The organism is Microvirga thermotolerans (assembly GCF_009363855.1).
In the GTDB taxonomy this organism is placed as follows: domain Bacteria; phylum Pseudomonadota; class Alphaproteobacteria; order Rhizobiales; family Beijerinckiaceae; genus Microvirga; species Microvirga thermotolerans.
The window spans coordinates 2,750,259-2,771,950 of sequence record NZ_CP045423.1 but is presented as its reverse complement, the minus strand read 5'-3'; the positions used below and the strand labels follow the sequence as shown (position 1 = coordinate 2,771,950).

The window sequence follows — 21,692 nt, the reverse complement described above, 5'->3', positions numbered from 1 at the left end:
GGACGCGGTCAGCGCCGCGTCCAGCTTCCTGCCATGCCGTCGAGGCTGGCCGTCGCCTGCCGGATCCAGCCCATGTGATCCGCCAGGGACGTCACGGCGGTCAGCCCGCCGCAGGCGCTGGGCCCGTTGGTGCGCAGCGCGCCGCTCGACCAGCTGACGATGCCCGAGAGCCGGTAGCCGCCCTGGGACCGGGTCAGCACGGGCCCCCCGGAATCGCCCCGGCAGGCGCCGGCGCCCGCGGTCTCCGCGAGACGGTTCCTGTCGGCGGCGATCACCACCCGGTTGGCGACCTGCACGGCTCCCACCGCGAGGAGTTCGGTCTGGCGCAGGGTGCGGGCGGAGTTCTTCAACCGCTCCGACAGAACGCCGAAGCCGGCGACGGTCACCGTCGCGCCCTCCGGAATTCCCTCGGCCTGGCGCAGGTCGAAGGGACCGAAATCGGCTCCCAGCGGCCGCTCCAGCTTGAGGAGGGCGAGGTCGACGCCCGGCTGCGTGCGCGGCGTCGTTCCGGGCACGAAGGTCGGATGGACGGCGATCGCCGCCACCCGCACCGCCTGAGGCTTGAATGCCCGGTTGACCGCCACGATGCGGTAGGCCGCCCGGTCCGTCATGCAGTGGGCGGCGGTGAGGACGAGGTCCTGCGCCACGAGGGCGCCGGAGCACAACTCGCCGCTGCTGCTCTCCACCGCCACGACCGAGCGCCGCAGCCCGTCGGGTTCCCTGAGCGGCGTGCCTTCCACCACCGCGCGGGCGGGAAAGGCGAGGATCGGGAGGAGGAGAAGTCCGGCGGCCGCGCCGGTGAGGGATGTGAAGCGCATGGAATGACTTTGGGATGCGGCAAGGCCTGACGCAAGGGGAGTGGGCGAGGGGGCAAATCCCGCCGGAGTGAGACGTCCTGTCCGCCTATTCGTTCCAGCGGGCGGTGCGCCCCCAGCCCGTCAGCGTCCGGTCGATCCAGGTTTTCTGCGGGCCGAGCAGAATGCCCTGGGTGATGCCGCCGCAGCCGCGCCCCCCGGCGGGGGACGACCAGCTCGTGACCGCCACAACCGCCTCCCCGAAGGCCATGGGGCCGCCCGAATCGCCCTGGCAGGCGCCCATGGCGCCCTTGCCCTGCGCCCACAGGAGGATCCGGCTCGGGCCGTGAGGCTCGACCGTCGTCAGGGCGGCGGTGCGGAAGGTGCCGGTGGTCTTCGGCTCGCCCTCGCGGGAGAGGCCGTAGCCGCCGACCGTCACCGCGTCTCCCGCCCGCGGCTGCGCCGCCGCGAGAGGCGCCGCCCGGAACCGGGCGGGCAGCTTTTCGGGCAGGCGAAGGAGCGCGAGGTCGATGGAGCGCTTGCGCGCCTCCACGGCCTTCGCCTCGTAGCCCGGATGCACCGCCTTCGCGGCCGGCGGGATCAGCACCGGCTGGCCCGCCTCGTCCCGGAAATGGACCCGGTGCTCGTCCGCTCCCGTGACGCAATGGGCGGCGGTCAGCACCACGTCGGGCGCGAGCACGACTGCGCTGCAGACCCCGCCGTTGGAGCTCAGCACCATCACGCTCGCGCGGGCGAGGACACCCTCGTCCTCCGCGCCGCCCACGATGGCCCGGGCGCCCGTCGCCGTGGCGGCCGTGACGAGGAGCGCGGCGATGACACGTTTCATGACATGAAGGATTCCCGTTCGATGTTTCCGATACTCGTCGACGGCCCCGCCGTCGAGCCCGTCCCGCTGGCCGAGATGAAGGCCTATCTGCGCGTCGACGACGACGCGGAGGACGGCCTGATCGGCGGGCTCGTCAAGGCTGCCCGGCTCATGGTGGAGGCGAGCGCCCGCCGCATCCTCGTGGCCCAGCGCTGGCGGCTCATGCTGCACCGCTGGCCGCAGGGCGGCGCCGTTCTCCTGCCGGTCTCGCCGCTCCTCGCCGTGGAGGGCGTGCGGGTCTACGACGCCTCCGGCGTTTCCGAGAGCCTGTCTCCCGGGGATTACGAAAGCGACGCCCTGGGCGATCCGCCGCGCATCCTGTTCCGCCGGATGCCGCAGCCCGGCAAGGTGCACAACGGCATCGCCATCGACCTGCGCGTCGGCTACGGCGAAACGCCGGACGACGTGCCCGCGACCCTGCGGCTCGCCGTGAAGATCCTCGTGGCGCGCTGGTTCGAGAGCCGGGGCGACGTGGCCGGCCCGCAGGCCCTGCCGCCCGAAGCCCTCGCCCTGGTCGCGCCGTTCCGGCGGGCGCGGATCTAGACTCTCCCCACCGCCCGCTGCGGGGCGCCGCACTCGGTCCGGCGCCGTGCCCATTGGGGCGGGTCCGAGCCGGAGACGCGTCCGGACTGACGCGGGACCGCCCGGGCTCCGCATCTCACCTCGCCATTTTTCGTTTCTCTCCATGAAAACCAAACCCATTCCCATCGGCGCGCGGTCGCGCCGCTTCGTGCTCGAGCTGCCCCTGGAGCGACCGGACGGCTTCGGCGGCGTGATCCGCTCCTATGCGCCCGGCCCGCAGGTCTGGGGCGCCATCGAGATGATCTCCGGAACCGAGCGCCAGCGCGCGGGACGGGCGGAGCAGGCGCTCACGCACCGGATCACCCTGCGCTACCGCGACGGGGTGACGGGCGCGATGCGGCTCACTGCCGGCCCGCGCCGCTTCGCGATCCGCGCCGCCGCCGATCCCGACGGGGCGCGCCGCGACCTCGTGTGCCTCGTGGAGGAGGTGAAGCCATGACGAGCCCGGTTCTCGCCCTGCGCCGCGCCATCCTCGACCGTGCCGAGGGCGACGAGACGCTTCTCTCCCTCATGGGCGGGGTCCTGCGCCTCCACGACGAGCCGCCCCGGGCCGCCGCTCCCGTCTATGCCCTGTTCGGCGACGTGACCGCGAAGGACTGGTCGACCGACACGGACCGGGGCCACGAGCAGACCCTCAGCATCGTGGTCTGGAGCGAGCGGGGGAGCGCGCGCGACGCGCTCGCCGTCGCGGAGCGCTTCTCCGACATCCTCGACGATGCGCCGCTTGCCCTCGACGGCCATCGTCTCGTCAACCTGCGCGTCACGGAGCTTTCCTCCGTGCGGGACAGGGACAGCCGGCTCACCCGCGTCACGCTGCGCCTTCGCGCCGTGACGGAGGTGTTCTGAAACCGATTGCGCTCACGCGAGAAAGGATCTTCCATGCCTGCACAGAAGGGCAAGGACCTGCTCATCAAGATCGCCGACGGGGCCGCGGGCTTCGTCACCGTGGCGGGCCTTCGCACCCGCCAGATCGCCTTCAATGCCGAAACCGTCGACGTGACGAACGCGGAGTCGACCGGGCGCTGGCGCGAGCTCCTCGCCGGCGCCGGCGTTCGCCGGGCGGGCATCACGGGAGCCGGCGTGTTCAAGGACGAGGCGTCGGACGCGCGCATGCGTCAGGTCTTCTTCGACGGCGACATCCTGACCTACCAGATCGTCATTCCCGATTTCGGCCGCATCGAGGGGCCGTTCCAGATCACGAGCCTCGAATACCGCGGCGACCACGCGGGCGAGGTCACCTTCGAGATGGCCTTCGAATCCGCCGGGCAGCTGAGCTTCGTCGCGTTGTGAGCGGAGGCGGCACCATGGCGAACAGACGACGTGGCGAGGTGGCGCTGGACCTCGGCGGGCGGCGCTATACGCTCTGCCTCACCCTCGGCGCGCTCGCCGAGCTGGAGGAAGCCTTCGGCGTGCAGGACCTCGCGGCCCTGGCGGAGCGCTTCGGCAGCGGCCGCCTGTCGAGCCGCGACCTTCTTGCGATCCTCGGCGCGGCCCTGCGCGGAGGAGGGCACGACATGAGCGACGCCGCGGCAGCGGCCCTTCCCCTGCATGAAGGCATCGGGCCGGTGGCGCAGGCCGTTGCGGATCTGCTCCTTACGACGTTCGGCGGCGAGGCGCCGCCGCAAAACCCTCCGCTTCCGCAGGATGCATGAGCGGGCCGCAGCCCTTCCCCTGGGAGGACGCGATGCGGCTCGGCCTCGGCCTCCTGCGGTGGAGCCCGGCGGAGTTCTGGCGCGCGACCCCGCGCGAGGTGATGGCGGCGCTCGAAGGAGTGTGCGGAGGAAGAATGCCGGAGCCTGCGGGGCGAGGCGATCTCAGGCGGCTGATGGAGGCGTTTCCGGATGGGTGAGAGGGTGCGTTCGCGATGCTTCGGGGACTGCGACTTTACTCTGCGTTACATGCGGATTCCGGCGGAGGTCCCGACATACCGGGCGCCTTTGCTTTCCATGCACAGCACGAAAATTTTTCGCCAGGTCTCACCTGCCGTCACACTGTTCCTTGCTTGCATCGCGGCCTTTTCTGCCTCGAGATTGCACTCGGCATTGGCGCGGGACATGTCCTGAGCGGACAATCCGTTGCGATTGAAGACAAGATCCGGCCGAGGCGCCGTATTGCAGCCCGACAAGGTTAGGGGCGGCAGGGCAACGACGGAAAGGACCCTCAAGATGGTCAAGCAAAACGATGCGTTAGCGGATAACTCTTCCAAGTCGGAAGCGGACAAGGATAGGGAACGCCAGCTCCAGACGCTCATCGGCCTCTCCGACAAATTCGGTGAATCCCTCAGCAATGCTTTTGCGAAGAATGTTGCAGAAGGCAAGAAATTCGACGGCGTTCTGAAGTCGCTGCGCCAGTCTCTTGTGGAAACAGGGTTGCGCATGGCACTGGCCCCCCTCCAGCTCGCCCTGAGCCAGACTGCGAAGTCGGTCATGACCGGCGGCATGGGCGGCGCGGCGCCGCTCGATCTCGGGGGAATGCTCGGAGGCCTGTTCAAGGGAATCGGCTCCCTCTTCGGCGGGGGCGCCGATGCGCCTGCCCCCTTCGCGAAGGGCGGCGTGTTCTCGCGCGGGATGGTGATGCCCTTCGCCCAGGGGGGCGTCGTCGGCGCGCCGGCCTACTTTCCGCTGGGGCGCGGCTTGGGGGTGATGGGCGAGAAGGGGGCGGAGGCGGTCATGCCGCTCGCCCGGGGACCGGACGGCAAGCTCGGCGTCCGGGCCGGGGGCGGCGGGCGGCCGCTCTCGGTGACGGTCAACGTCACGACCCCGGACGCGGAGAGCTTCCGCCGGTCCGAGGCGCAGGTCTCGGCCGCCCTGGCCCGCGCCGTCGCGCGCGGGCAGCGGGGGATGTAGGGGTCAGTCCTTCTCGGCGGCCAGCATGGCCGCGATCTCGTCCTTGAGCTTCACCCGGCGGCGCTTCAGCTCCTCCTCCACGTCCTCCGTGGTGGGCTCCACGCGGCTTTCCACGCGCTGGATGGTGCGGTTGAGCTCGTCGTACTCGTCGTAGAGCCGGGCGAAATGCGCGTTGCCGGTCTTCAGCCGGTGGATGCGGTCGGCCTGGCCGGGAAAGTCGTCGGCCAGGTTCGGGGTCATCGTCATCGCGTGCGATCTCCTTGCCCATGAGGCGTCGCTACGACAACGCCACGCGCCCGCTTCCGTTTCATTTCGTTCAGGAGCGCTCATGCCTTCCGATTTTCACGAGGTGCGCTTTCCCCTCGACGTCAGCCTCGGCAGCCGGGGCGGGCCGGTGCGGCGCACCGACATCGTCACGCTCGCCTCCGGCCGCGAGCATCGCAACAGCCGGTGGGCCCATTCCCGCCGCCGGTACGATGCGGGTCTCGGCGTGCGCAGCATCGATGCCCTGCACGCGGTCATCGCCTTCTTCGAGGAGCGGCGGGGGCGCCTCATCGGCTTCCGCTTCCGCGACCGCACCGACTGGCGCTCCGGCCCGCCCTCGCGGCTGCCGACGCCGCTCGACCAGCACATCGGCACCGGCGACGGCGCCACGCGGCAGTTCCGGCTCGTCAAGACCTACGGAACGGGTCAGGATCCATACCGGCGCATCATCGCGAAACCGGACGGGGCCACCGTACGCGTCGCCCTCGACGGGGTGGAGCAGGCGCCGGGACCCGGCTTCTCCTGCGACCCGACCACCGGCCTCGTGTCGTTTCCGGCGCCGCCTGCCGCGGGCGTGGCGATCACCGCCGGGTTCGCCTTCGACGTGCCCGTGCGCTTCGATACCGACGAACTCGATATCGACCTGTCCGCCTTCGACGCCGGCGCGATTCCGCAGATCCCGCTGATCGAGATCGTGCCGTAATCCCCTCGCTCCGGGCCTCTCTCCCGTCATTCCGGGTTCGCCCCGGGGTGGCGGGCCGATGCCCGAAAGCTCGAAAGCATCCCATGCGAACCATTCCGACCGGTCTCGCCGCCCATCTCGCGCAAGGGGCGACGACCCTGTGCCGTTGCTGGAAGCTCACGCGCCGCGACGGGCTGAGCTTCGGCTTCACCGACCACGACCGCGACCTCGCCTTCGGCGGCACCGTGTTCGCCGCGCGCTCGGGCCTCGAGGCGGCGGAGGCGACCTCGGAGCTCGGCTTCGCGGTCGGAGGAGGGGAGGTGTCCGGCGCCCTCTTCTCCGCCGGTCTCACGGAGGACGACATCGCATCGGGCCTCTACGACGACGCAAGCGTCGAGACCTGGCTCGTGAACTGGGGCAATGTGGAAGAGCGGCTCCTCCTCGACATCGGCTCCATCGGCGAGATCCGCCGTGCCGACGGCAGCTTCGTTGCGGAGGTGAGGGGGCTCATGCACCGGCTCGACGAGGAGCGCGGGCGCCTGTTCCGCGCCACCTGCTCGGCGGACCTGGGCGATGCGCGGTGCGGCATCTCCCTTTCGTCCTCCACCTATTCGGACACGGGAACCGTGACCCGCACGGACGGGACGCTCGCCGTCGCCGCCTCCGGCATCGGCTTCGCCGACGGCTGGTGCACGGGCGGGCGCCTGACATGGCTCACGGGGGCGAATGCGGGCGTGTCCGTGGAGGTGAAGGTGCACCGCGCGGTCGGCGGAACCGACGAGTTCGACCTGTGGCAGCGCGCGCCGCAGGCCATCGCCGTGGGCGACACGTTCCGCGTCACGGCGGGCTGCGACAAGACCCACGCCACCTGCCGCGACAAGTTCAGGAACGCGGTCAACTTCCGCGGCTTCCCGCACATGCCGGGCAACGACTTCATCATCCGCATGCCGCGTCAGGGAGAGCCGGGCCTCGACGGCGGCAGCTTCTTCCGGTGATCCGGCCTCGTCGTTTCGTTTTCACGCACGGATTCCGATCATGCCCTCACCGACCGTCATCGTCGCCGCAGCACGCTCGTGGATCGGCACGCCGTACCGTCACCAGGCTTCCGTGAAGGGTGCCGGCTGCGACTGTCTCGGCCTGCTGCGCGGGGTCTGGCGGGAGACGATGGGGGCCGAGCCGGAGCTGCCGCCGCCCTACGCGCCCGACTGGGCCGAGGCCGGCGGCGAAAGGCTGCTCATGGCCGCCCGCCGGCATCTCGTCGAGACCGACGGCGACGCCGTCGCGGCGGGCGACGTGCTGCTCTTCCGCTGGCGCGAAGGATTGCCCGCCAAGCACTGCGCCATCGCCACCTCTCCCGGAACCATGGTGCATGCCCATGACGGGGCATGCGTTGCCGAAGTCGCCTTTCGTCCGTGGTGGCGCCGCCACCTCGCCCATGTCTTCCGCTTTCCCGTCTGACCCTTCGTGAAGGACCGCCATGGCCACCATCGTTCTGCAAACCGTCGGCTCCGTCGTGGGCGGCATGGTCGCAGGTCCCCTCGGGGCCATGGCCGGCCGCGTGCTCGGCGGGCTCGCGGGGGCTGCCATCGACAATGCCCTGTTCGGCGGTTCCGAAGGAGGCAAGGTCGTCGAGGGGCCGCGCCTGAAGGAGATCGACGGGCTCACCTCGACGGAGGGCGCGCCGATCCCCCGCGTCTACGGACGCGCCCGCATCGGCGGGCAGCTCATCTGGGCGACGCGCCTCGAGGAGGTGGCGAACACCCGGTCCGAGCGCTCCGGCTCCCAGGGCGGCAAGAGCGTCGGCGGCAAGGGCGCGCAGACGAAGACGGTCACCTATTCCTACTTCGCCAATCTCGCCGTCGGCCTGTGCGAAGGACCCATCGCCTTCATCCGGCGCGTCTGGGCAGACGGGCGCGAGATCGACCTCAACGCCATCGTCATGCGCGTCCACCGGGGCAGCGAGACGCAGCCGCCCGACCCGCTCATCGTCGCGAAGGAGGGGGCGGACAATGCGCCCGCCTATCGCGGGCTGGCCTATGTGGTGTTCGAGCGCATGCCGCTCGCCGATTACGGCAACCGGGTGCCGCAGTTCTCCTTCGAGGTGGTGCGGCCGGTGGACGGGCTGAACCGCATGGTGCGCGCGGTGTGCCTGATCCCCGGCGCCACCGAGTTCGGCTATCGCGATCTGCCCGTGACGAAGGTGCTGGGCCTCGGCGCGAGCGAACCCGAGAACCGCCATCAGCTCCAGCGCGCGACGGACGTGGACGCCTCCCTCGACGCGCTGCAGGCGCTCTGCCCGAACCTGGAGCGCGTGTCGCTGGTGGTGAGCTGGTTCGGCAGCGATCTCCGCGCCGGTTCCTGCACCATCGAGCCGCGGGTCGACGCGACGACGAAGCAGACGGACGGCGCCGCGTGGTCCGTCGCCGGGCTCTCGCGCGACGAGGCGCGACCCGTCTCGCAGGTGAACGGCGCGCCCGCCTATGGCGGCACCCCGTCCGACGAGACGGTGATCCGCCTTATCCGGGAGCTGAAGGCGCGCGGCCTGAAGGTGGTGCTCTACCCCTTCGTCATGATGGACGTTCCCACCGGCAATGCATTGCCGGACCCTTACGGCGGGACCGGGCAGGCGCCCTATCCCTGGCGGGGGCGCATCACATGCCATCCCGCGCCCGGCACTCCCGGCTCGCCGGACGGCACCGCCGCCGCCGCGGCGCAGGTGGCGCAATGGTTCGACAGGAGCTGGGGCTTCCGCCGCCTCGTGCTTCATTATGCAAACCTCGCGGAGGAGGCGGGCGGCGTCGAGGGCTTCGTCCTCGGCAGCGAACTCGTCGGCCTCACCCGCGTGCGCGCCGCATCCGGCGTCTATCCCGCCGTCGATGCCTTGAAGGCGCTCGCGGGCGACGTGCGCGCGATCCTGAGGAGCGGGACGAAGATCGTCTATGCCGCGGACTGGACCGAATACGGCGCGCATGTGCTGGACGGCGGCGACGAGGTGCGCTTCCCTCTCGATCCGCTCTTCGCGGACCCCGCCGTCGACGCCGTCGGCATCGACTACTATCCGCCCATATCCGACTGGCGCGACGGCCCGGACCATGCGGATCTCGCCGTGGCGCGCAGCCCCTACGACGTCGCCTATCTCCGCGACAGGCTCGGCGGCGGCGAGGCGTTCGACTGGTATTATGCGAACGCCTCCGACCGCAATGCGCAGCGGCGAACGCCCATCGCGGACGGCGCCTACGGAAAGCCCTGGATCTACCGCGCCAAGGATCTCGTGTCCTGGTGGTCGAACCCGCACGTGGAGCGCGTCGGCGGCGTCGAGGTCCGCACCACCGCATGGCGGGCGAAGTCGAAGCCGATCTGGCTGACGGAGATCGGCATTCCCGCCGTGGACAAGGGTCCGAACGGCCCCAACGTGTTTCCCGACCCGAAATCCTCCGAGTCCGCCTATCCGCCGTTTTCCCGGGGCGTGCGCGACGACCTTGCGCAGGCGCGGGGGCTCGAAGCCATCCTCTCGCGCTTCGACCCGGCGCTGGAAGGCTTCGCGTCCGCGTTCAACCCCGTCTCGTCCGTCTATGGCGGGCGCATGGTCGATCCGGGGCGCATCTTCGTCTGGGCCTGGGACGCGCGGCCCTTCCCCGCCTTTCCGGACTTCACCTCCGTCTGGGCGGACGGCGGCAACTGGGAGACGGGCCACTGGATCACGGGGCGCATCGAGGGCGCGACCCTCGACAGGCTCATCGTGGCGATCCTTGAGGATTTCGGCATCGCCGCGCCGCAATCCCTGCCCGTCGACGGTTTCGTGGACGGCTACGTGATCGACCGTCCCATGTCCGCGCGCGGCGCCCTCGAGCCCCTCATGCGGCTCTTCGGGGTCGATGGGGTGGCGAGCGGGGGCGGCATTCTCTGGCGCGGGCGGGGCGGCCGCGCCGTCGCCTCCCTTCCCGCGGAGGAACTGGTCCTGCGCGAGAAGGAGCCCGGGCTCAAGCTCACCCGCGCGCAGGAGACCGAGCTGCCCCAGCAGGTGGAGATCGGCTACACGGACGGCGAGGGGGATTACCGCCGTGCCGCCGTCGCATCGCGAAGGCTCGCGGGCGTGAGCCGCCGCGAGGCCCGCGCGGACAGCGCCGTCGTGACGCGCCGCGCCGAGGCGCAGCGCCTGGCGGATGCATGGCTGCAGGATCTTTGGGCCGGGCGCGAGAGCGCCGAATTCGAGCTGTCGCCCCGACGCATCGACCTGGAGCCCGGCGACATCGTCGCGCTGCCCACCGATGCGGGGCCGAAGCTCCACAGGATCCTGCGCATCGCCGACGGGCCGACCCGCAAGGTCGCATCGCGGGCGGTCGAGCCCGCCGTGTTCGAGACGCCGGGCGCGCCGGCGGCGCGGCCGCCCCGTCGCCCGCCCCCCGTTCCCGGCAAGCCGTGGGCCGCCGTTCTCGACCTGCCCGCGAGCCCGTCCGATCCGACGCCGCTCCAGCACCTCGCCGTCGCGGCCTATCCCTGGCCGAGCGCGATGACGGTGTGGCGCTCCGCGAACGGGAGCGGTTTCGCGGTGCACCGCTATCTCGACCTGCCGGCGCTCGTGGGCGTCACCCGGTCGGAACTCGGCCCGGGCCCGCTGTGGCGCTGGGATCCCCTGGCGTCCTTCGAGGTCGAGATCTCCTCCGGCAGCCTCAGCGCCGTCGACGACGAGGAGGCGCTGGCCGGAGGCAACCTCTTCGCGGTGAGGGGAGCGGACGGGCGGTGGGAGATCCTCTCCGCCGCCCGGGCCGAGATGGTCGGCGAGCGCCGCTTCCGCCTGTCCCGTCTTCTGCGGGGCCTGAGCGGCAGCGAGGACGCGGCGGGGCGGACCGTCCCCGCCGGGGCGGCCGTCGTCCGCCTCGACGAGGCGGTCGTGCCCCTCACGGACGATCTCGGGGACCTCGGGCGCAGCCTCGTCTACCGCATCGCGCCGGCGGGACGGGACCATGCGGATCCCTCCGCGGTCGAAATCGTGGCCACGGCGGGCCGCGAGGCCCTGAAGCCGCTCGCTCCCGTTCACGTCAGGGCCAGGAGGGAGACCGGGGGCGTGCGCCTGTCGTGGGTGCGGCGCACCCGGCGCGACGGCGACTCGTGGGAGATGGCCGAGGTCCCGCTCGGCGAGGCGTTCGAACGCTACGAGATCGACGTGATGGAGGGTTCGTCCCTCAGGCGCACGCTCACGAGCGGCGAGCCCTCGGCCCTCTATGCGGCGGAGCAGGAGATCGCCGATTTCGGTGGGCCGCAGGCGTTCCTCAGCCTGCGCATCGTCCAGGTGAGCGCCGTCGCGGGGCGGGGCTTCGAGCGAACGGTGACCGTGCCGGTGTCGTGACGGCGGCGCGGTCGGGTCCCTTCGGCCGGAAGATCGCGCTTGCTCTGGATGACGTCACGTCATTTAATCGCAGGGTCCATGAAGCTCGATCTCCAGACCCTGAGCGCCATCTTCGCCGAACTCACCGCGGTGCTCGGGGCTCTGCTTCTGTTCTCCTGGACGTTGAACCGGAAGGTCCAGGCGCTGGCCTGGTGGGGCGCGGCATACCTTCTCGTGCTCACAGCGCTGGGGATCGTGCTCCTCGCGGGCGGGAAGGCCTCGATCAACGCTCTCCTGCTCGGGAACTGCTTCCTGGCCCTCGCCTATGGCGTGCTCTACGGCGGCTGCTGCGTCTTCAACGGCCGTGTCGCGACGGTCCAGGCCGTCACCGCAGGCGTGGTCCTCTGGTGTCTCGCGTCCCTGCTGATCCTCGACGACGCGAACATGCGGGTCATCGTCGTCTCCGCGATCTGCGCCGCGTATTCCGGGTTCTCGGCCTGGGAACTCGCGCGCCGTGCCCGCCATCCCTTGGCGTCGCGCGCCGTCGCGGTGGGGCTCCTGTGCTGCCTCGTGGTGTTCAACATCTTTCGCGGCACCGTCGGCTTCTCCCTTGCGCTCGCGTTCTGGATGGCGCTTCCGGACGAGAGATGGTCCGGACCCATGGCCTTCGCGATGGCGACCTTCATGCCGACTCTTGCCTTCGTGTTCCTGTCCATGGCGAAGGAGCAGCTCGAATGGGAGTACAAGCAGGCTGCCCTTGTGGATTCCCTCACGGGCATTCCGAACAGGCGGGCCTTTTTCGAGAAGGCTTCCGCCCTCGTCGCCCAGCGGACCGCCGTCAGCTGCCTGCTGTTCGACCTCGACAACTTCAAGGCGATCAACGACCGCTTCGGCCATGAAGCCGGCGATCACGTTCTGGTGATCTTCGCCCGCATCCTGGCGGAGCACCTCCCCAGGGGCGTCTTCGCCCGTCTGGGAGGCGAGGAGTTCGCCGCGATGGTTCCTCTGGGCGGCGCGGATGCGGAAGCCCTGGCGAACGGGATCAGGCGCGCCTTCTCCTCCGTCGACAAGATCGCGCAGGGCGCGCGGATCGACGTGACCGTCAGCGCAGGCTGCGCCACCGGCACCGACGCCACGGTCGAGCGCCTTCTGCGCGAGGCCGACAGCGCCCTCTACCGGGCAAAAGCCGAGGGCCGCAACGCGGTCGCATCGTTCAGGAGCGCGGAGGGATAGGGCGAGGCGCCTTCTCGCCTGAAATTCGAACGCCCACCGCGCCGCGTGAAAGCGGCCCGTTCCGTCCTTCATCGACAACAGGTTCATCTCATGACGACGACGCCTCATCTGGCGCTGCCGCTGCTCGCCGCAGCGCAGGCGCAGAAACACGTCACCCACAACGAAGCCATCGCGATCCTCGACGCCCTCGTCCAACTCGCGGTCAGGGAGCGCAACCGCACGAGCCCGCCCGCATCGCCCGAGGAGGGCGAGCGGTATCTCGTCGGGGAGGGGGCCGGCGGCGCCTTCGCCGGCCACGAAGGCACGATCGCCCTGTTCGATCTCGGCGCGTGGCGCTTTCTGGCGCCGCGGGCCGGCTGGTGCGCCTATGTGGAGGCCGAGAGCCTGCTCCTCGTCTTCGACGGCACGGCATGGAAGGAGGCGGGGAGCTGCCTTCGCGCCATCGACCGGCTCGACCGCCTCGGCATCGGAACGGAAGCGGATGCCCTCAACCGGCTCGCCGCAAATCTCAACGCTGCGCTCTTCGATGCGCGCAGGGGCGATCAGGGCGGCACCGACGACCTGCGCCTCGTGCTCAACAAGCCCGCCGCCCGCAACGTCCTCTCGCTGATCTTCCAGACGGGCTACAGCGGACGGGCCGAGGCGGGACTGACGGGGGTCGACGATTTCAGTCTGCGCGTTTCTCCCGACGGGAGCACCTGGCTCGATGCGGTGAAGGTGGACAACCGCACCGGCGTCGTCTCGTTTCCGCGCGGTACGGCGCCGGTCGGCGCCAACCTCATCATGAACTCGGCCTTCACGGTCAACCAGCGGGGCTACACCGGCAGCCTGCTCATTCCAGGCACCTACGGCTTCGACCGCTGGAAGGCCGGCTCCGGCAGCCTGGTCCTCTCGCGGGCGGCCGACGGGACCATCTCGCTCCAGGGAAGCGCCGAGCAGACGATCGACGCATCCCTGGCCGAGACGCTTCTCGGCGCGCCGAGTTTCGCGGGCTGCACGCTGACCCTGTCGGTGTCCGATCTTTCCCAGCCGGTGGCGGCGACCATCGGCACCCGGGAGGCGATCCTTCCGGCGGGCCCCGGGCGGACGTCGGTCACCGTGACCCTCGACGCGTCCGAGACCGGGCATATCCGGCTCCTGCTCACGACCTCGAGCACCGTCACCTTCAAGCGGCTCAAGCTCGAGGTCGGGCCGAACCCGACGCCCTGGCTGCGCGAGCCGGCGGACATCGAGGAGATGCGGTGCCGGCGCTATTACCAGAGGCTCTCCGTCACGGGAGTGCCGGGCGTGCTGCCCTGCCTCGGGCTGCGCAGGAACGCGAACCTGATCGACATTCCCGTGCCCATGACCTCTCCCATGCGTGCGGCTCCCGCCGTGGCGACGAACGCCTTCAGCTGGGCCGCAGCGTCTCCCACGGGCGGCCAGTTCGGGTTTCTCGACAGCACGACGGGCACGTGGATCGGCCAGTCGGGCGGCGTCTCGGTCTCGGTCGCGGCCTCGAGCCCGTCCTCGGCCATCCTCCGCTTCCAGGCGGCGACGTCCTTCACGGGCGCGGCGGGAGCGGCGGGCTTCCTCCATCTCGGTTCCTCGGCCCATATCGGCCTCCAGGCGGAGATCTGACATGACGCAGACCTCGCGGCTCTCTTCCTTCGAGGAGGCCCTGGCCCAGGTCCTCATCCAGGAGGGCGGCTTCGTTCATCACCCCTCCGATCCCGGCGGAGCCACCAATCTCGGCATCACGCGCCGGACGCTGTCCCAGGCCCGGGGGCGGTCCGCCTCGGTCGATGACGTGCGACGGCTCGGCCGGGAGGAGGCGGCCTCGATCTATCGCCGCTTCTACTGGGATCCGATCCAGGGCGACGCCCTGCCGCCGGGCATCGGGCTGGCGGTCTTCGACATCGCGGTCCATTCCGGCCCCGCCCGGGCCGCGAGCCTGCTGCAGGAGGCGCTCGGGCTTGCGGCGGACGGGATCGTCGGGCCGCGCACCCTCGCCGCCGCCGGGGCGGCCGATGCGGCCGAGGCGGTCCGCCGCCTGACGCGCCTCCGACTCGCCTTTCTGTCCAGGCTTCCGACCTGGCCCGTCTTCGGCCGCGGATGGCGACGGCGGGCCCTCACGATCGAGCGGGAGGCTCTCCGGCTCGCGTCGCCTTCACCCTCAACATCGAACGGAGTGATCCCATGACCGACACCAAGTCGCTTCTCGCCAGCCGCACCGTGTGGGCCAATCTCATCGGCCTCGCCGCGCTCGTGCTTTCCCTGCTGGGGCTCGATGCCTCGCCGCTCCAGACGGACGCCTTCGCGGAGGCGCTGATGCAGCTGATCGCGGCCGCGAGCTTCATCGCCTCGACCGTGTTCCGCATCGCGGCGACGAAGCGGGTCTCGGCCTGACGGCCGAGGAAGACCCGCCTTCCCCGGCTTCGGCACTCCGCTCAGGGAAGGGCGCATCGAACCCGGAAGCCCTACTCCTTTCGGGTTCGATGCCTGGGACGGATCCCGGAGGACAGGACTCCGATCCAGTATTACATTCAGGAACCGTTCAGTGCGGCTGCGGCAGATTGGCCTCATGCGTCTGGTCTTGTCGGTCATAGCCCTGGGGGCATTGGTGGGGGCGTCCCATGCGCAGGGCGCGCCCGTTGCGCTCGACAACTGCCTGCTTCCCCGCGAGATGCAGGAGGCGGTCGCCTCCAAGAGCATCGTCGCGCCGGCCTCGGCCGTCATCACCGCGCGCCGGCAGGTGCCCAATGCCGATGTGGTGCGGGCGAGCCTCTGCCGCAGCAACGACGCTCTCGTTTATGTTATCATGGCCTTGCAGAAGAACGGCCGCATCGTTCAAGTGACGATCGACGGCTCGTCAGGCCGGGTCAAATCCGTTCACTAAAGGAAGCTCGTAGCGTGCGCCTTCTCGTTGTCGAAGACGACAGGACTCTCCATCAGCAGATCGTGACGGCCCTGGAGCATGCGGGCTATGCGGTCGATTCCGCGTTCGACGGGGAGGAGGGGCAGTTTCTCGGCGAGACAGAGCCCTACGACGCCGCGATCCTCGACCTCGGCCTGCCCAAGGTGGACGGGGTCTCCGTCCTCACCGCGTGGCGGCGCGAGGGGCGCAAGATGCCCGTCATCATCCTCACCGCCCGCGACCGCTGGAGCGACAAGGTCCAGGGCTTCGATGCGGGGGCCGACGACTACGTGACGAAGCCCTTCCACATCGAGGAGCTGCTGGCGCGGGTGCGGGCGCTGCTGCGCCGCGCCACCGGCCATGCCACCAGCGAGATCACCTGCGGGCCGGTCAAGCTCGACACGCGCTCCGGCCGGGTCGCCGTCGACGGCAATCCGATCCGGCTCACCTCGCACGAGTACCGGCTCCTGTCCTACCTCATGCACCACACGGGCCGCATCGTGTCCCGCGGGGAGCTGACCGAGCACCTCTACGATCAGGATTTCGACCGCGATTCCAACACGATCGAGGTCTTCATCGGCCGCCTGCGCAAGAAGCTCGGCGTCGACATCATCCAGACGGTGCGCGGCCTCGGCTACCTCCTCGACACCGGCCAGACCAAGACGTGACCGAGAAGCCCTCGCTCCTCGAGCGGCTCGCCAGCCGCTCGATCGCCGTCCGCCTCGCCATGTCGGCGGTGTTCTGGAGCTTCGCCATCCTCCTGATCTCCGGCCTCATCCTGTCGACCCTCTACCGGGACAACACGGAGCGGGCCTTCGACCAGCGCCTCCTGGTCTACGCCAACACGCTCGCCTCCAACCTCGTGGCGCCCGGCGATCCGGACCGGGACCTCGGCCCGGTGGGCGACCCGCGCTTCGAGCTTCCCCTGTCCGGATGGTACTGGCAGGTGGGCCGGCCCGACGCGGCGCCCCGGGACATCCGGTCCTCGAAATCGCTCTTCGGGGGCCAGCTTCCCGTGCTCACGCCGCCAGGGGACGAAGGCTTCGGCCAGATCCGCCGCGGCTACGGGAGGGCTCCCGACGATCGGGAGCTGCGCATCATCGAGCGGGACATCGACCTCGGGGAGGACGGGCGCTTCGTGATCCGCGTCGCCGGTCCGGCCGACGAGATCGTCAACGACGTGCGGCGCTTCCTGTTCGCCCTCACCGTGACCTTCACCCTGCTGGGGCTCGCCCTCGGCTTCACGACCCTCCTGCAGATCCGCTTCGGCCTGAGGCCCCTGGCCAACCTGCGCCGGGCGCTCGGCGCCATCCGGCGGGGAGAGGCGGAGCGGGTGGTGGGCGAATATCCCCGCGACATCGCCCCCCTCGCCAAGGACCTGAACCTGCTTCTCGAAACGAACCGGGAGATCCTCGAGCGGGCGCGGACCCAGGTCGGCAACCTCGCCCATGCCCTCAAGACGCCCCTGAGCATCATCGTGAACGAGGCCGAGAACGCCCCCGGCGACGTGGCCGCCCGCATCCGCGAGCAGGCCGCCGTGATGCGCGACCAGGTGAACTACTATCTCGACCGCGCCCGCGCCGCGGCGCTCGCCGGCACCCTCGGCACCCTGACGGACGTCGAGCCGGTGATCGACGGCCTGACCCGGACCTTCGCCAAGATCTATCGGGACAAGGATCTGGACATCGAGGCCGAGCTGCCCGCCGGGCTGCGCTTCCGGGGCGAGCGCCAGGACCTGGAGGAGATGGCCGGAAACCTCATCGACAACGCGGCCAAGTGGGCCGCGAGCCGCATCGTCGTGACGGCGGAGATCGTGCAGGAGGACGACGAGCGTTCCCGGTTCCGCCTCCTGATCGACGACGACGGCCCGGGCCTGCCCGAGGCCGCGCGGACGGAAATGATCAAGCGCGGCCGGCGGCTCGACGAGACCAAGCCCGGCTCCGGCCTCGGCCTCTCCATCGTCAAGGACCTCGCCGTGCTCTACCGCGGAGCCCTGCGGCTGGACGCCTCGCCCCTCGGCGGCCTGCGCGCCGTGCTGGAGCTGCCGGGAGGCCGAAAATGACGGTGGAAAGGATTAGCGCGTGACACCGTGCCACCGTCGTGCTTGAGCAAAGCCCGCGTTAAGTAGGCACTCATGATGATCTGGGTCATTCTCATGGCGATGACGGCGGCGGCCGTGATGGCGGTCCTGTGGCCGCTGTCGCGCGCGGCTGCCGTCGCGGGGCAGGCCGACCCCGACACGCAGTTCTACCGGGACCAGATCGCGGAGATCGAGCGGGACCGGGACCGGGGCATGCTCCTGCCGGAGGAGGCGGAAGCTGCCAAGGCGGAGGCGGCCCGGCGGCTGCTGCGCGCCAGCGGCGCTAGGAAGTCCGGCGCCCTCGCCATGGGCGAACCGGCCCTCCGCCGCCGCCGTGCGGCGTCGACCCTTGCCCTGTCGGTCCTGCCGATCGTCGCCCTCGCCGTCTACGGAGCCTACGGCTCTCCCCATCTCCTGAGCGAGCCCCCCGGCGCTCAGCTGCGTCGCGATGCGGACAAGCTCGACCTCGGAACGGCCGTCGCGCAGATCGAGGCGCATCTCGCCAGGCAGCCGCAGGACGGGCGGGGCTGGGAGGTGCTGGCGCCGGTCTATCTCCGCATGGGCCGCTCGGAAGAGGCGGTCAGGGCCTACGAATCGGCTCTGCGCTACCTGGGCCGGGACGCGGGACGCCTCGCCAACTACGGCGAAGCCCTGGTGATCGCGCGGGACGGCATGGTGACCGCGGAGGCGCAGGCCGCCTTCCAGGAGGCGCTCTCCCTCGATCCGTCCTCCGCCAAGGCCCGGCTCTACCTCGCCCGCGCGGCGGAGCAGGACGGGCAGCCCGAAAAGGCCAAGGCGGCCTACCGGGACATCCTCTCCTCCTCGCCGCCCGATGCGCCCTGGCGCGGCTTCGTCCAGGAGCAGATCGCCCGGATTGACGGGAATCAAGGCGCCGCCGCGGAGGCCGTGCGAAAGGGTCCCGATGCCGACGCCATCGCGGGCATGGTCCAGGGGCTGGCCAGCCGGCTCGAAGCCCAGGGCGGCACTCCCGAGGAGTGGACCCGCCTCGTGCGCTCCTATGCGGTCCTCGGACAGCGCGACAAGGCCGCCGCCGCCGCGCGGCGCGCCCGCGAGGCCCTGGCGCAGGACAGGGCCGGCCTCGAGACCATCGACGCGCTGGCGCAGGAACTGAAGCTGACCGATTCCGCACCATGACCCGCAAGATCCGGACCCGAAAGACCCGCCGCCTCACCATCATCGCCGTCGCCGGCTGCATTCTCGCGGTCGCGCTGGGCCTCGTGCTCTATGCGATGAACGACACCATCGTCTTCTTCAACTCGCCCGCCGACGTGCAGGCCAAGAACGTCGCGCCCGGCACCCGCTTCCGCCTCGGCGGCCTCGTCAAGGAAGGCTCCGTGCGCCGCGGCGAGAAGCAGCAGGTGGAGTTCGAGGTCATGGATGCGCAGAGCTCGATCCGCGTGCATTATCAGGGTCTGCTTCCGGACCTGTTCCGGGAAGGGCAGGGGGTGGTCGCCGAAGGGCGGCTGGAGCCGTCCGGTGTGTTCAGGGCCGACACGGTGCTTGCCAAGCACGACGAGAACTACATGCCCCGCGAGGTGGCGGACGCGCTCAAGCGCCAGGGCCACTGGCAGGGCGAAGGTCCGGCCTCGCAGCAGGCGAAGCAGAACTAGGGAGTAGCCTTCGTGTTGGTCGAGGCCGGACATTTCGCGCTCGCGCTCGCGCTGGGCCTGTCCCTGATCCAGTTCGTCGTGCCCCTCTGGGGCGCGCGGACGAACGACCCGGTCCTGATGGCGGTGGCGCCGTCCTCCGCGCTCGCGGTGCTGGGCTGCGTGGCCTTCGCCTTCCTGGCCCTCGCCTTCGCCTATGTGACCTCCGATTTCTCGGTGCTCAACGTGGTCGAGAACTCCCATTCGGCCAAGCCGCTGATCTACAAGATCTCCGGCGTGTGGGGGAACCACGAGGGCTCCATGCTGCTCTGGGTGCTGATCCTGTGCCTGTTCGGCGCGGTGGTGGCGCTCTCCAGGAACGGCATTCCCGCGCGGCTTCAGGCGAACACCCTGGCGGTGCAGGCGGCCATCACGGTCGCGTTCCTCCTGTTCATCCTCATGACGTCGAACCCCTTCCGGCGCCTCGTTCCCGCCGCGCCGGAAGGGCAGGACCTCAACCCGCTCCTGCAGGATCCCGGCCTCGCGATCCATCCGCCGCTGCTCTACCTGGGCTATGTGGGCTTCTCGATCTCTTTCGCCTTCGCCTGCGCCGCCCTGATCGACGGGCGCATCGACGCGGTGTGGGCGCGCATCGTCCGCCCCTGGACCCTCGCCGCCTGGTGCTTCCTCACCCTCGGCATCGCCATGGGGTCGTACTGGGCCTATTACGAGCTCGGCTGGGGCGGCTGGTGGTTCTGGGACCCGGTGGAGAACGCCTCCCTCATGCCCTGGCTCGCGGGCACGGCGCTTCTTCATTCGACCGTGGTGATGGAGAAGCGCGACGCGCTGAAGGTGTGGACGATCCTGCTCGCCGTCCTCACCTTCTCCCTCTCGCTTCTCGGCACCTTCCTCGTCCGTTCGGGCGTGCTGACCTCGGTCCATTCCTTCGCGGTCGACCCGGCGCGCGGCACCTTCATCCTCGGCATCCTCGTCGTCTTCATCGGCGGCTCCCTCGCCCTCTTCGCCTGGCGCGCGCCGCTCCTGCAGCAGGGCGGCCTGTTCGCCCCCGTCTCGCGGGAGGGGGCGCTGGTGGTGAACAACCTCTTCCTGGCGAGCGCCTGCGCCACGGTCTTCGTCGGCACGCTCTACCCGCTCGCGCTGGAGGTGCTGACGGGGGAGAAGATCTCGGTCGGCGCCCCGTTCTTCAACGCCACGTTCCTGCCCCTCGTCCTGCCGCTGCTCCTGCTCCTGCCCTTCGGCCAGACATTGGCCTGGAAGCGCGGCAACTTCCTCGGCACGGCGCAGCGGCTCTATGCGGCACTCGGCCTGTCCCTGCTCGCGACGCTCGCGGTCTTCGCCCTCACCCGGGGCGGCCCCGTGGCGGCGCCCCTCGGCATCGGGCTCGGCGCCTTTCTGATCCTCGGCTCCCTCAACGAGGTCGTCACCCGCTCCTGGAGCCGGGGCCGCCCCCTCGGCGTCGCCTGGGCGAAGGCGAAGGGCCTGCCGCGCTCCACCTGGGGAACGGTGGTCGCCCATGCGGGCGTGGGTCTGGTCGTGCTGGGCATCTCCGCCACCGCCTGGGACGTGGAGAGCCTCGGCACCCTGAAGGCGGGCGAGCGCCTCGCCGCAGGGCCGTACCAGATCCGCCTGGAGCGCATCGTGCCGCGCCAGAACGCCAATTACCGGGAGGACGCAGCCGTGTTCCGCGTGTTCCGCAACGGCGGCGAGATCGGGACCGTGGAGAGCATGAAGCGCCTCTACGTGACCCGCGGAATGCCGACCACGGAAGCGGGCATCCTCACGTCCGGCCTGAGCCAGATCTACGTCAGCCTCGGCGAGATGCAGCCGGACGGCTCGGTCGGCGTGCGGTTCTACTACAAGCCCTTCGTGCTCCTGATCTGGCTCGGCGCCCTGGTCATGGCCTTCGGCGGCGCCCTGTCCCTGACCGACCGGCGCCTGCGGATCGCGGCGCCGGCGCGGGCGAAGGCGGAGCCGGTGGCTTCGGTTGCTGCGGAGTAGGCGATGCGGCGGTTCGTGCCTGCCCTCCTTGCGACCCTCCTCCTCTGCGGGCAGGCCTTCGCCGTGCAGCCGGACGAGGTGATGAAGGATCCCGCGCTGGAGCGCCGCGCCCGCGAGATTTCGGCGGGGCTGCGCTGCATGGTCTGCCAGAACCAGTCCATCGACGATTCCGACGCCCAGCTCGCCCGCGACCTGCGCCTCCTGGTCCGCGAGCGTCTCGCCGCCGGCGACACGGACCAGCAGGTGCGGGACTATCTCGTCCAGCGCTACGGCGAGTTCGTTCTCCTCAAGCCGACCTTCGGCGCCCATACCCTTCTGCTCTGGCTCGCGCCCTTCCTCGTCCTGGTGCTCGGGGCCGGGGGCGCCGTTTGGGCCCTGAAGCGCCGCCCGCGGGCGAGCGCCGCCCTCGACGAGAACGAACGCAGGGCGCTGGAGAGCCTCCTGAAGCAGGACTGAGGGCGCTCCTCCCAACCTTAC

At 70.5% G+C, this 21,692-nt stretch carries 26 protein-coding genes; 22 read left to right on the top strand and 4 right to left on the bottom strand.

The features are described from left to right. Positions 1-8: 8 nt before the first annotated feature. Both GDR74_RS13125 and GDR74_RS13120 read right to left on the bottom strand, forming a co-directional pair. The gene (locus GDR74_RS13125) at positions 9-818 is read right to left on the bottom strand and encodes a S1 family peptidase (protein ID WP_152586722.1); all 810 of its coding nucleotides are present in this window, start codon (positions 816-818) and stop codon (positions 9-11) included. 85 nt (positions 819-903) lie between these two features. Then, positions 904-1,641: a S1 family peptidase gene (locus tag GDR74_RS13120; RefSeq protein ID WP_152586721.1), complete on the bottom strand. Its 738-nt coding sequence runs from the start codon at positions 1,639-1,641 to the stop codon at positions 904-906. 21 nt (positions 1,642-1,662) lie between these two features. Here GDR74_RS13120 and GDR74_RS13115 point away from each other — a divergent pair, with 21 nt between their 5' ends. The 6 genes from GDR74_RS13115 (at position 1,663) to GDR74_RS13090 (ending at position 4,111) form a co-directional block, all read left to right on the top strand. After that, the gene (locus GDR74_RS13115) at positions 1,663-2,223 is read left to right on the top strand and encodes a head-tail connector protein (RefSeq protein ID WP_194164535.1); all 561 of its coding nucleotides are present in this window, start codon (positions 1,663-1,665) and stop codon (positions 2,221-2,223) included. Between the two features lie 142 nt (positions 2,224-2,365). Next, on the top strand, positions 2,366-2,701 hold the full coding sequence (locus tag GDR74_RS13110) for a phage head closure protein (RefSeq protein WP_152586719.1): 336 nt from the start codon (positions 2,366-2,368) through the stop codon (positions 2,699-2,701). Then, positions 2,698-3,108 (top strand): DUF3168 domain-containing protein, encoded by a 411-nt coding sequence (locus GDR74_RS13105; RefSeq protein WP_152586718.1) that lies wholly within the window; start codon positions 2,698-2,700, stop codon positions 3,106-3,108. Before GDR74_RS13110 ends, GDR74_RS13105 begins: the two co-directional genes overlap by 4 nt. A 33-nt stretch (positions 3,109-3,141) precedes the next feature. Beyond that, positions 3,142-3,552: a phage major tail protein, TP901-1 family gene (locus GDR74_RS13100; protein WP_152586717.1), complete on the top strand. Its 411-nt coding sequence runs from the start codon at positions 3,142-3,144 to the stop codon at positions 3,550-3,552. Positions 3,553-3,566: 14 nt separating this feature from the next. Then, positions 3,567-3,914: a gene transfer agent family protein gene (locus GDR74_RS13095; protein WP_152586716.1), complete on the top strand. Its 348-nt coding sequence runs from the start codon at positions 3,567-3,569 to the stop codon at positions 3,912-3,914. Continuing rightward, complete coding sequence (locus GDR74_RS13090) at positions 3,911-4,111, top strand: rcc01693 family protein (protein ID WP_152586715.1); 201 nt, start codon at positions 3,911-3,913, stop codon at positions 4,109-4,111. The genes GDR74_RS13095 and GDR74_RS13090 overlap by 4 nt, the downstream gene beginning before the upstream one ends. 45 nt (positions 4,112-4,156) lie before the next feature. Here GDR74_RS13090 and GDR74_RS18635 read toward each other — a convergent pair whose 3' ends face one another. Then, entirely contained in the window at positions 4,157-4,639 is a 483-nt protein-coding gene (locus GDR74_RS18635; RefSeq protein ID WP_425486927.1) for a hypothetical protein, read from the bottom strand. Between GDR74_RS18635 and GDR74_RS13085 the strand changes: the two genes are divergently transcribed. Beyond that, complete coding sequence (locus GDR74_RS13085; protein ID WP_425486926.1) at positions 4,638-5,108, top strand: phage tail tape measure protein; 471 nt, start codon at positions 4,638-4,640, stop codon at positions 5,106-5,108. The two genes, GDR74_RS18635 and GDR74_RS13085, sit on opposite strands and share 2 nt — an antisense overlap. Before the next feature lie 3 nt (positions 5,109-5,111). Here GDR74_RS13085 and GDR74_RS13080 read toward each other — a convergent pair whose 3' ends face one another. After that, a complete protein-coding gene (locus GDR74_RS13080; protein ID WP_152586713.1) occupies positions 5,112-5,354 on the bottom strand; it encodes an HP1242/YdcH family protein in 243 nt (80 codons plus the stop codon). An 82-nt stretch (positions 5,355-5,436) separates the two neighbouring features. Here GDR74_RS13080 and GDR74_RS13075 point away from each other — a divergent pair, with 82 nt between their 5' ends. The 15 genes from GDR74_RS13075 (at position 5,437) to GDR74_RS13005 (ending at position 21,671) form a co-directional block, all read left to right on the top strand. Then, the gene (locus GDR74_RS13075; protein ID WP_152586712.1) at positions 5,437-6,075 is read left to right on the top strand and encodes a DUF2460 domain-containing protein; all 639 of its coding nucleotides are present in this window, start codon (positions 5,437-5,439) and stop codon (positions 6,073-6,075) included. Positions 6,076-6,158: 83 nt separating this feature from the next. Further along, on the top strand, positions 6,159-7,049 hold the full coding sequence (locus tag GDR74_RS13070) for a DUF2163 domain-containing protein (protein WP_152586711.1): 891 nt from the start codon (positions 6,159-6,161) through the stop codon (positions 7,047-7,049). Between the two features lie 40 nt (positions 7,050-7,089). Beyond that, positions 7,090-7,512 carry an NlpC/P60 family protein gene (locus tag GDR74_RS13065; protein WP_152586710.1) on the top strand — a complete coding sequence of 141 codons (423 nt, stop codon included), beginning with the start codon at positions 7,090-7,092 and terminating at the stop codon, positions 7,510-7,512. 19 nt (positions 7,513-7,531) lie between these two features. Further along, positions 7,532-11,401, top strand: coding sequence for a baseplate multidomain protein megatron (locus tag GDR74_RS13060; protein WP_152586709.1), 3,870 nt, complete (start codon positions 7,532-7,534; stop codon positions 11,399-11,401). A 78-nt stretch (positions 11,402-11,479) separates the two neighbouring features. Further along, a complete protein-coding gene (locus tag GDR74_RS13055; RefSeq protein WP_194164534.1) occupies positions 11,480-12,613 on the top strand; it encodes a GGDEF domain-containing protein in 1,134 nt (377 codons plus the stop codon). Between the two features lie 90 nt (positions 12,614-12,703). Next, on the top strand, positions 12,704-14,233 hold the full coding sequence (locus tag GDR74_RS13050; RefSeq protein WP_152586707.1) for a DUF2793 domain-containing protein: 1,530 nt from the start codon (positions 12,704-12,706) through the stop codon (positions 14,231-14,233). Position 14,234: 1 nt separating this feature from the next. Then, a complete protein-coding gene (locus GDR74_RS13045) occupies positions 14,235-14,795 on the top strand; it encodes a glycoside hydrolase family 108 protein (protein WP_152586706.1) in 561 nt (186 codons plus the stop codon). Next, positions 14,792-15,001, top strand: coding sequence for a hypothetical protein (locus GDR74_RS13040; protein ID WP_152586705.1), 210 nt, complete (start codon positions 14,792-14,794; stop codon positions 14,999-15,001). Before GDR74_RS13045 ends, GDR74_RS13040 begins: the two co-directional genes overlap by 4 nt. Before the next feature lie 151 nt (positions 15,002-15,152). Beyond that, on the top strand, positions 15,153-15,491 hold the full coding sequence (locus GDR74_RS13035) for a PepSY domain-containing protein (protein WP_152586704.1): 339 nt from the start codon (positions 15,153-15,155) through the stop codon (positions 15,489-15,491). A 14-nt stretch (positions 15,492-15,505) separates the two neighbouring features. Further along, a complete protein-coding gene (locus GDR74_RS13030; protein WP_152586703.1) occupies positions 15,506-16,177 on the top strand; it encodes a response regulator transcription factor in 672 nt (223 codons plus the stop codon). A 59-nt stretch (positions 16,178-16,236) separates the two neighbouring features. Next, positions 16,237-17,571, top strand: a complete 1,335-nt coding sequence (locus GDR74_RS13025) for a sensor histidine kinase (RefSeq protein ID WP_425486959.1) — start codon at positions 16,237-16,239, stop codon at positions 17,569-17,571. Between the two features lie 72 nt (positions 17,572-17,643). Next, the gene (gene ccmI / locus GDR74_RS13020) at positions 17,644-18,744 is read left to right on the top strand and encodes a c-type cytochrome biogenesis protein CcmI (RefSeq protein WP_152586701.1); all 1,101 of its coding nucleotides are present in this window, start codon (positions 17,644-17,646) and stop codon (positions 18,742-18,744) included. After that, positions 18,741-19,220 carry a cytochrome c maturation protein CcmE gene (gene ccmE, locus GDR74_RS13015; RefSeq protein ID WP_152586700.1) on the top strand — a complete coding sequence of 160 codons (480 nt, stop codon included), beginning with the start codon at positions 18,741-18,743 and terminating at the stop codon, positions 19,218-19,220. The genes ccmI and ccmE overlap by 4 nt, the downstream gene beginning before the upstream one ends. A 12-nt stretch (positions 19,221-19,232) precedes the next feature. After that, entirely contained in the window at positions 19,233-21,215 is a 1,983-nt protein-coding gene (locus tag GDR74_RS13010) for a heme lyase CcmF/NrfE family subunit (RefSeq protein ID WP_152586699.1), read from the top strand. A gap of 3 nt (positions 21,216-21,218) precedes the next feature. After that, positions 21,219-21,671 carry a cytochrome c-type biogenesis protein gene (locus GDR74_RS13005; protein WP_152586698.1) on the top strand — a complete coding sequence of 151 codons (453 nt, stop codon included), beginning with the start codon at positions 21,219-21,221 and terminating at the stop codon, positions 21,669-21,671. Positions 21,672-21,692 lie beyond the last annotated feature (21 nt).

Excerpts from the sequence above, each read along its gene's own strand:
- GDR74_RS13120 (WP_152586721.1), bottom strand. The coding sequence starts at position 1,641 with ATGAAACGTGTCATCGCCGCGCTCCTCGTCACGGCCGCCACGGCGACG.
- GDR74_RS13065 (WP_152586710.1), top strand. The coding sequence starts at position 7,090 with ATGCCCTCACCGACCGTCATCGTCGCCGCAGCACGCTCGTGGATCGGC.
- GDR74_RS13100 (WP_152586717.1), top strand. The coding sequence starts at position 3,142 with ATGCCTGCACAGAAGGGCAAGGACCTGCTCATCAAGATCGCCGACGGG.
- GDR74_RS13080 (WP_152586713.1), bottom strand. The coding sequence starts at position 5,354 with ATGACGATGACCCCGAACCTGGCCGACGACTTTCCCGGCCAGGCCGAC.
- ccmE (WP_152586700.1), top strand. The coding sequence starts at position 18,741 with ATGACCCGCAAGATCCGGACCCGAAAGACCCGCCGCCTCACCATCATC.
- GDR74_RS13040 (WP_152586705.1), top strand. The coding sequence starts at position 14,792 with ATGACCGACACCAAGTCGCTTCTCGCCAGCCGCACCGTGTGGGCCAAT.
- GDR74_RS13105 (WP_152586718.1), top strand. The coding sequence starts at position 2,698 with ATGACGAGCCCGGTTCTCGCCCTGCGCCGCGCCATCCTCGACCGTGCC.
- ccmI (WP_152586701.1), top strand. The coding sequence starts at position 17,644 with ATGATGATCTGGGTCATTCTCATGGCGATGACGGCGGCGGCCGTGATG.
- GDR74_RS13110 (WP_152586719.1), top strand. The coding sequence starts at position 2,366 with ATGAAAACCAAACCCATTCCCATCGGCGCGCGGTCGCGCCGCTTCGTG.
- GDR74_RS13090 (WP_152586715.1), top strand. The coding sequence starts at position 3,911 with ATGAGCGGGCCGCAGCCCTTCCCCTGGGAGGACGCGATGCGGCTCGGC.
- GDR74_RS13075 (WP_152586712.1), top strand. The coding sequence starts at position 5,437 with ATGCCTTCCGATTTTCACGAGGTGCGCTTTCCCCTCGACGTCAGCCTC.
- GDR74_RS18635 (WP_425486927.1), bottom strand. The coding sequence starts at position 4,639 with ATGCGCAACCCTGTTTCCACAAGAGACTGGCGCAGCGACTTCAGAACG.
- GDR74_RS13060 (WP_152586709.1), top strand. The coding sequence starts at position 7,532 with ATGGCCACCATCGTTCTGCAAACCGTCGGCTCCGTCGTGGGCGGCATG.
- GDR74_RS13050 (WP_152586707.1), top strand. The coding sequence starts at position 12,704 with ATGACGACGACGCCTCATCTGGCGCTGCCGCTGCTCGCCGCAGCGCAG.
- GDR74_RS13095 (WP_152586716.1), top strand. The coding sequence starts at position 3,567 with ATGGCGAACAGACGACGTGGCGAGGTGGCGCTGGACCTCGGCGGGCGG.
- GDR74_RS13125 (WP_152586722.1), bottom strand. The coding sequence starts at position 818 with ATGCGCTTCACATCCCTCACCGGCGCGGCCGCCGGACTTCTCCTCCTC.
- GDR74_RS13045 (WP_152586706.1), top strand. The coding sequence starts at position 14,235 with ATGACGCAGACCTCGCGGCTCTCTTCCTTCGAGGAGGCCCTGGCCCAG.
- GDR74_RS13115 (WP_194164535.1), top strand. The coding sequence starts at position 1,663 with ATGTTTCCGATACTCGTCGACGGCCCCGCCGTCGAGCCCGTCCCGCTG.
- GDR74_RS13070 (WP_152586711.1), top strand. The coding sequence starts at position 6,159 with ATGCGAACCATTCCGACCGGTCTCGCCGCCCATCTCGCGCAAGGGGCG.
- GDR74_RS13005 (WP_152586698.1), top strand. The coding sequence starts at position 21,219 with ATGCGGCGGTTCGTGCCTGCCCTCCTTGCGACCCTCCTCCTCTGCGGG.
- GDR74_RS13085 (WP_425486926.1), top strand. The coding sequence starts at position 4,638 with ATGGCACTGGCCCCCCTCCAGCTCGCCCTGAGCCAGACTGCGAAGTCG.
- GDR74_RS13025 (WP_425486959.1), top strand. The coding sequence starts at position 16,237 with ATGTCGGCGGTGTTCTGGAGCTTCGCCATCCTCCTGATCTCCGGCCTC.
- GDR74_RS13055 (WP_194164534.1), top strand. The coding sequence starts at position 11,480 with ATGAAGCTCGATCTCCAGACCCTGAGCGCCATCTTCGCCGAACTCACC.